We start from the raw sequence: 6,940 nt of genomic DNA on the forward strand, positions 1-6,940 counted from the left end.
AAAGTAAGTGGGTGTCCGAAAAGACCAGGTACTTTAAATAAAAAGATTCTGCACGAACACTACCTGGCTGACATGAGCGCCGGTTCTTTCTTCTTCTCTATCCTTTATTTTTTCATTGTGTTTTTTAAGTGACAACCCACTTGGTAATAGAAGTATAAATATAAGAACCGCTTTTATTTTATTAGCTTTACTAGCGCTCAACTGGAAAAACTGAGTGGGTGTCCAAAAAAGAACAGTCTCTTTAATACAGACACTCTTTTGGGTTTATTTATGTGGGTGTCCACGTTTTCATTATTACAAATGAGTGCGTGTCCACTACGCTTTCACTTTTTTGATGAAATAAGAGAGTGACTGTCCACATTCAGCCAAGGCTTAGCACTTCCGCGTTCACTTATTTTGGTCGAGCTGAATAAGTGTCTGTCCAATTCCCCCCCAAATTCCAACCGATGCAAAAAACCCACGTTGTAGTTTTTGGATATAAAAGAATTCAAAACGACATTAAAAAACGCTGTTCTTTTCATCAATTTAGTTAAGATGCAGCCAGAGTGTCTAAAATTCGGGCACACAGTCATTTTTCTTTAATTTTATTGTTGACACTAACGGAACCGACTCTATAATACCGCCCCACTTGCTTAGGCAAGCTTTAAAGAAATATGGACGCTTAGCTCAGTTGGGAGAGCATCGCCCTTACAAGGCGAGGGTCACTGGTTCAAGCCCAGTAGCGTCCACCACTTTCTTCTTACCATTTCCAAAGCAAAAAAACAAAGACGACTGGTTCAACAACTTCGTTGCGAGCCACAGCAGACACTCTCAATTTTCTTTCAAAGCATCAACAGCCATCGATTCTGGTTCGCGCTCTGATAAGCCTGTCACACTCAAACGCGACTGCATTAAGACAAGATATTTGTGCCTTGTTCTGGAGCCCTGGCTTCGTCTGCCTGCCTGCGAATGTCGTCATTTTCACTGGACACATCATCGAGAAAGGATTGTGACTCAACGTTTGGCTCTGCCCTATTGGTCAATGCTTGCTCATTCTGGCGAACGGATTGGTCGGGGTTAGTATATTGCTGTTCCTCTGTGCCCTGTTGCACAAGCACTGGTACTCCTTCTGGAAACACTATTTCACGTGCGTCATCCGGCATACTGATGCCTTTTTCAGTGAAGAGATTCACCAGGTCACGCATGAGCACCGATGCCATTTTAACTACACTGGTGCTTTCTACATCTATCCAAAAATACACTTTCAAATTTATTGTGGATGACCCCAGCCCATCAACCAAAACCAAAGGTTCAGGCTCATCCAGCACATTAGGGTGCTCCGAAATAAGTGAAAGTGCCAGTTTTTGCGCGAGTTGGCAGTCTGCGTCATAACCTATTCCAATGGTAAATTGCCCTCGCATTTTAGGGTTTGCCGTCAGGTTTTTAATCGTCCCTTTGTATATGACCGCATTGGGTATTTGAATGTGGTTACCGTCAAAATCCACCAGCGTGGTTGCCCGAGTTGTCACTTTTTGCACAACACCAGTGTAGTTATTGATCTGTACGACATCGTTGATTCGAAATGGTCTTTGCACTGTTAACAGTAAACTGGCAATCATATTTTCTGCAATATCCCGAAATGCAAAGCCCAGAATTAACCCTAAAACACCGGTACCGCTCATAATGGCAACGGCGAATTCAGTTAAACCTGACAGTTTTAAGAAGATATAAAGCGCTAACAAAATGATTATAAGGCTAATCGCCCGTTGACTTACTGAACGCAGTAACGGACTTGCAGACAAATATCCCACTGGTTTGATTAAAGCGGCAGCCACTCTTCCCGCCAGAGTGACCATAATAACCATTATCACCAATCCCAATGCAATAGCCGGTAACTTCACAATAAACGCTTGCCAGTATGTATTTAACGCCATTACTAGTTCATTGGTTGAAGCTTCCATTCAATCAGTTCCCTTTTTGTAGAGTTCGTCAGTCACATTAACCGTGTAGCGACAGATAACTAATTAAGATCACATTGATTCACCGAACTACTATATCGATTTACGGATAGCCGCGCCAATGGCCACTAAACAGAAAAGTGATTTCACATTGACCCATGAGGTTTTTCGTGACAGGGCTTGCAAATCAGGTTTAAATAATATTTTCGGCAGCGCTGCCGATAAAGCATTATGAAACCAAACGGATAAGGCGGTAATGAACTTAAAGCTGGCCAGACAAACACGTGTCTTAGTGATCGACGATCAGGTGCTTGCCAAGGGTTACCTTAAGTACTCACTGGAGGAGTTAGGCTTTCAAAACATTGAATATGCCGACCGGGCCAGTAATGCATTATCCGCTATTCGCCGCCATCATTATGATTTAATCGTTTGCTCGTATGATTTAAAAAATGAGCAGGACGGTTATTTTCTTTATGACCAGCTTAAAGAGCACAACGAATTGCCCCCTAGCACGGCGTTCGTATTTATCTCTGCTGATACCACTGCTGACATAGTCCACAGTATTGTAGAGTTACAGCCTGATGACTTTCTAGCGAAGCCGTTTACTGTGCGTGAACTGGATCGCCGCCTTGGTCGCCTGCTGACCCGCAAGAAGGCCTTGAAACCAGTTTATCAGCTCATAGAACAAAGCACTCTGGACAAAGCGTTGCTGGAGTTAGAAAACTTTCTTACCGAGCCTAAAAACTCCGAGTTTTTCCCACTGGCATTAAAACTGAAAGGTGAATTGTTGCTAGCGTGCGGTCATTACGAAGAAGCACGTGAATTCTACCAGGCCATTATCAATGTTCAGAACTTCACCTGGGCACAGCTGGGTCTGATAAAAAGCTACATTTCGCTGGATCAGGATGAAGAAGCGGAAAAACTGGTTATTGAGCTGGCGTTAAAACAGGATTCTATGCTGGCGGCCTACGACCTGCTGGCTGCGCTACAGATTAAACATCACGAATTTGAAGATGCGCTTGAAAGCGTTGAGGTAGCCAGTGCAATTTCCCCACGGAATCTTCACCGTCATGCCAAAGCGCTGGATTTATCCCGCTTGACTCACGACTACGAATCGCAGTTTGAAGCAGCGAAGAAAATCGTAAAAATTGCCAAAAACTCGATTCATGACAAACCAGAGATTTATTTAAATGTTGCGCGTTCAGGTATCGACTTTGCCATGACTGCAGAAGAAGAGCACACCAAACGCCTCATTAAACAATCAACGGAATACCTGAAACAATTAAAAAGCAACTTCCCCAAGGCTGACATAGACGACCAGTTAAAAGTTATCGACGCTCGTATGCTGTATCTGGAAGACGAGGTAGACAATGCCCGAGCGTTACTTAACCAACTGAATAATGACGCCTGGGAAACAGAAAGTATTGAAGGACTGCTCGACAAAGCCAAAGCCTTTCACGAGGTGGGTATTCAGGACCACGCGTTAAAAATCCTCGATATGATCGAACGTCGCTGCAATAACGATCCGGCACAAAGCGATTTATTTCTTCAATATGTGCAACAGGAAAAAGTAGAAAAAACCGAGATCAAACTCAGCCCGAAAGCACTCAACAACAATGCGGTTATTCAATACCAGCGCGGCGATCTGCAAAAAGCCCTAGAGACCTTCCGTCAGGCGTTTACCATTATGCCGAAAAATCCGTCAATCGCGCTGAATTTGCTCCAGGCAACCGCAATAAACCTGAAAGAGTCCAGCAGTGACGCAGCGAAAGAGTCTCTTAATAGCACCCTAATCCACAATTGCCTGAAGACGATAGAATCGGGTCGGTTATCTGAAGAACAAGAGCAGCGCTATCAACGCGTTAAGAGCGTGCTTAAAGACCTCACCTAATCACTGCGATTATAGTCCACAAATATTGCCACCACAGGCTTTCTATCGCGATTGGCCAAGTTGCGAATATCAATATGTGTACTACTTTTGAATAACGTAGAATGTTTTTATTTCCCTTGATGTGGTCACCATCACGTTGAAGCAATGGACAGCGAATTACATACATCGGAGGCCAGTAAAAACACTGTATTTTCATTTTTAGTGACAGAAGCGAATGAACCAGGCGTTGATCGAGAAGTATCGTCTCCACCGACAGGAATATGAAACTCAACTTACTCAGTATGTCCAATCTATTGCTGAGTTGTTTGATGTGCCTGTCGCTTTTCTGGGGCTCAGTGACAACGAGACCTTGTGGATTAAAGCAAAATGCGGCACAGAAACAACGGAAGCCCCACTCAAGCAAGCCATTTGTCACCTGGTCATTGACTCCAATGACCTGATTTACATTGAGGACACACAGAAGGATCCTCGCACCCAAAAAATGCCTGCCGTTGCGGGCAGCCCCTTTGTTCGCTTTTATGCCGGGGTACCGGTTAAAATTAATAACGATTTGGTGGGGTCTTTTTGCATAATCGACGTCAAACCCCGCCAGTTATCTTCAAAAGAATTACGAGCCCTAAACAATTTCGGTACTCATCTTGGGCAACACTGTGAACTGATATTTAAGCATTTAAGTTCAGAAGATGAACACGAACTGCTAAACAACTCACCTGCTGCATTGATACGTTGGCAAGTTCGCCCTTCGCTGTCCGTTTCTTATTTGTCTCCCAACTTAACTAAACTGCTCGGTGTCGCATTGCCTGAAGACGCATCGTTATTTAAATTGGAAGATGTAATCCATCACGACGACACAGACCATTTTCTGTTTACGGTTAGAAATCATCAGCAAGGCGCTGAAATTTGTGAATGTGACTTCAGAGTCAAAGTGCCGGGTAACCGATCTGTTTGGTATAAGTTAGTCTCCCGCGCTATTTTCGATAACGAAAATCTCATTGCTATCCAGGGTTTATTGCTGAATAACACCGAGCAAAAGTATCTTGAGAACCGCATCCTCGACACCAACGAAAGAATGCGTTTATTGCTGGAAGCTTCTGGGCTAGGCACCTCGGATTGGGATATCGAAAACGACACGTTACGGGTCAACAACCGCATTTGCCATATGCTGAAGCTTCATCCCGACAGCGTGGATACGCAAAGTATGTTTTGGATGCAATTGGTTCACCCTGCCGACAAAGACAGACTTATTTCTCAAATAGGGAACAGCCTCAAAGAGCCTAATGGGGTTGTAGATATCGAGTACCGCCTGCGTAATGCCGAAGGACAGTATTTGTGGATAGAAACCTATGGCAAGGTGGTCACCCGCAACGAAATGGGAAGGGCTACGCGTTTTGCGGCCACTCACCGCAATATCACGGAGAAAAAGCTGGCTGAACTCCACGCCGACAAACAGCGGCGTTTACTGGGTTTTATTAACCACGCACAAAATTTGTTTGTCGCCCAAAAAGACTTGCAGTTAGCCTGTGAACAAATATTCCCTGAGCTTATTGATTTGGCCGAAAGCGCATACGGCTTTATTGGCAAAATGGAAACGGAAGACGGCGTCCCGTGTTTACAAATTTATGCTATTTCGGACGTAAGCTGGAGCGAGTCATCCAAAGCAGAATACAAAAAATTTAAGAAAGGCGAATTGCGATTTACCAACCTGAGTAATTTATTCGGGCATGTTGTCACATCTAATGCTCCGGTTATTGCGAATAAACCCATGATGCACAAAGCTTCGAAGGGCACGCCAGCCGGTCACCCTGTATTAAAGCGATTTTTGGGTTTACCTATCCAGCGTGAAAACAAGGTCGTCGGCATGATTGGCCTGGCGAATAAGCTGGAGGATTATTCTCAGAAAGACGTTGAGTTCTTAACTCCGCTAACTGAAACGCTGGCGTATCTGTTTAAGGCCGTGGAAGTTGAGCAAGCCCGTTATGAGGCAGAAGAGCGTTTATCCTATCTTGCAGCAACCGATCCACTTACCGGTTTAATGAATCGCCGCGCTTATTTTGACAAAATTCAACAATTTGCGGCCGAGAATAATGAGCCTCACTGTCTGGCTATAGTCGATATCGACAACTTCAAAACACTGAACGACACCTACGGGCATCCTGTTGGTGATCAGGTTTTAAGGGCTGTTGCAAAGGTGATGCAACACAATATTCGCAACAACGACATGGTATCCCGTTTGGGTGGTGAGGAATTTGGGATCTACATTGACACAAAAGATAATGCAGTTTGCCATCAGATATTACAGGCAATTCTGGAAGAAATTAAACAACTGTCGTTTGATACAGACCAGGGGCAGCTAAACAACGTGACCGTTAGCATCGGTGCAACCATGTTCAAGAAAGGCCCTCATGCGGTAGATACCACTTATTTTGACATCGCTATGAAACAGGCCGATCAAGCATTATACGAAGTAAAACGTAACGGCAAGGCCAGTATCAACTGGTTTTCACCTTCCAATGCACTTAAAAAAGACGGATTGATCACAGGCTTGAAATCCTAGGGCAAGTGACTGTGTAGCGTTACCGTGAAGGGGTTTAAGGCTTTGTAGCGTCAGTGTGGTAAACAACAATATCGTCGTTAAATACCTGGTCCTGATAATGCTCGGTATGGCTGAATGTCATACCCAGTTTTTTCATTATGTGAATGGAAGCGGTATTCTCTGGCAGGGCTATCGCACTGAATGAGTGTGCGCCCAATGTTTGCATATAGGTCATCACGGCACGCGCCGCTTCAGTGGCATAGCCTTTTCCCCACCAGTCCTGCTTAAATCGCCATCCCAGCTCAATAACACTATCGTCACGTTGCTCAGTAAAATAACCATGAGGACGCACCAGTATCCAGCCGAGTGCCGTCTTATCGCCGTCTTTTAGAGATGCTTGCCACAATCCCCACCCCGCTGGCGCATTTCGATAGCTAAGCATACGCGGTATAAAAATGTCATTCGTTTCTTTCCGGCTAGTTTTGCGGCCACCATTAATAAAGCGCATCACCGCTTCGCACTGGTCGAGTTCCCACAAAAACTCACCGTCCGTTTCGTCCAGTAAACGGTAAGTTAATC

Annotated in this window: 4 protein-coding genes and 1 tRNA gene; 3 read left to right on the forward strand and 2 right to left on the reverse strand. The window is 44.6% G+C overall.

All coding sequences use genetic code 11. The features are described 5' to 3' along the window. Positions 1 to 655: 655 nt before the first annotated feature. Positions 656 to 731 (forward strand) — tRNA-Val (locus AC4MRN_RS18420). 159 nt (positions 732 to 890) lie between these two features. On the opposite strand, the gene AC4MRN_RS18425 is transcribed toward AC4MRN_RS18420, so the two are convergent. Further along, complete coding sequence (locus tag AC4MRN_RS18425; RefSeq protein ID WP_491204105.1) at positions 891 to 1,940, reverse strand: mechanosensitive ion channel family protein; 1,050 nt, start codon at positions 1,938 to 1,940, stop codon at positions 891 to 893. A 253-nt stretch (positions 1,941 to 2,193) separates the two neighbouring features. Here AC4MRN_RS18425 and AC4MRN_RS18430 point away from each other — a divergent pair, with 253 nt between their 5' ends. Then, a complete protein-coding gene (locus AC4MRN_RS18430; RefSeq protein WP_155014260.1) occupies positions 2,194 to 3,828 on the forward strand; it encodes a tetratricopeptide repeat-containing response regulator in 1,635 nt (544 codons plus the stop codon). Positions 3,829 to 4,042: 214 nt separating this feature from the next. Beyond that, a complete protein-coding gene (locus AC4MRN_RS18435) occupies positions 4,043 to 6,382 on the forward strand; it encodes a sensor domain-containing diguanylate cyclase (protein ID WP_491204106.1) in 2,340 nt (779 codons plus the stop codon). 34 nt (positions 6,383 to 6,416) lie between these two features. Here the strand turns inward: AC4MRN_RS18435 and AC4MRN_RS18440 are convergent. Next, positions 6,417 to 6,940, reverse strand: a 524-nt coding sequence (locus tag AC4MRN_RS18440; RefSeq protein ID WP_491204107.1) for a GNAT family N-acetyltransferase, incomplete at its 5' end; no start/stop codon positions are given.

It is taken from the genome of Marisediminitalea sp., from assembly GCF_984433645.1.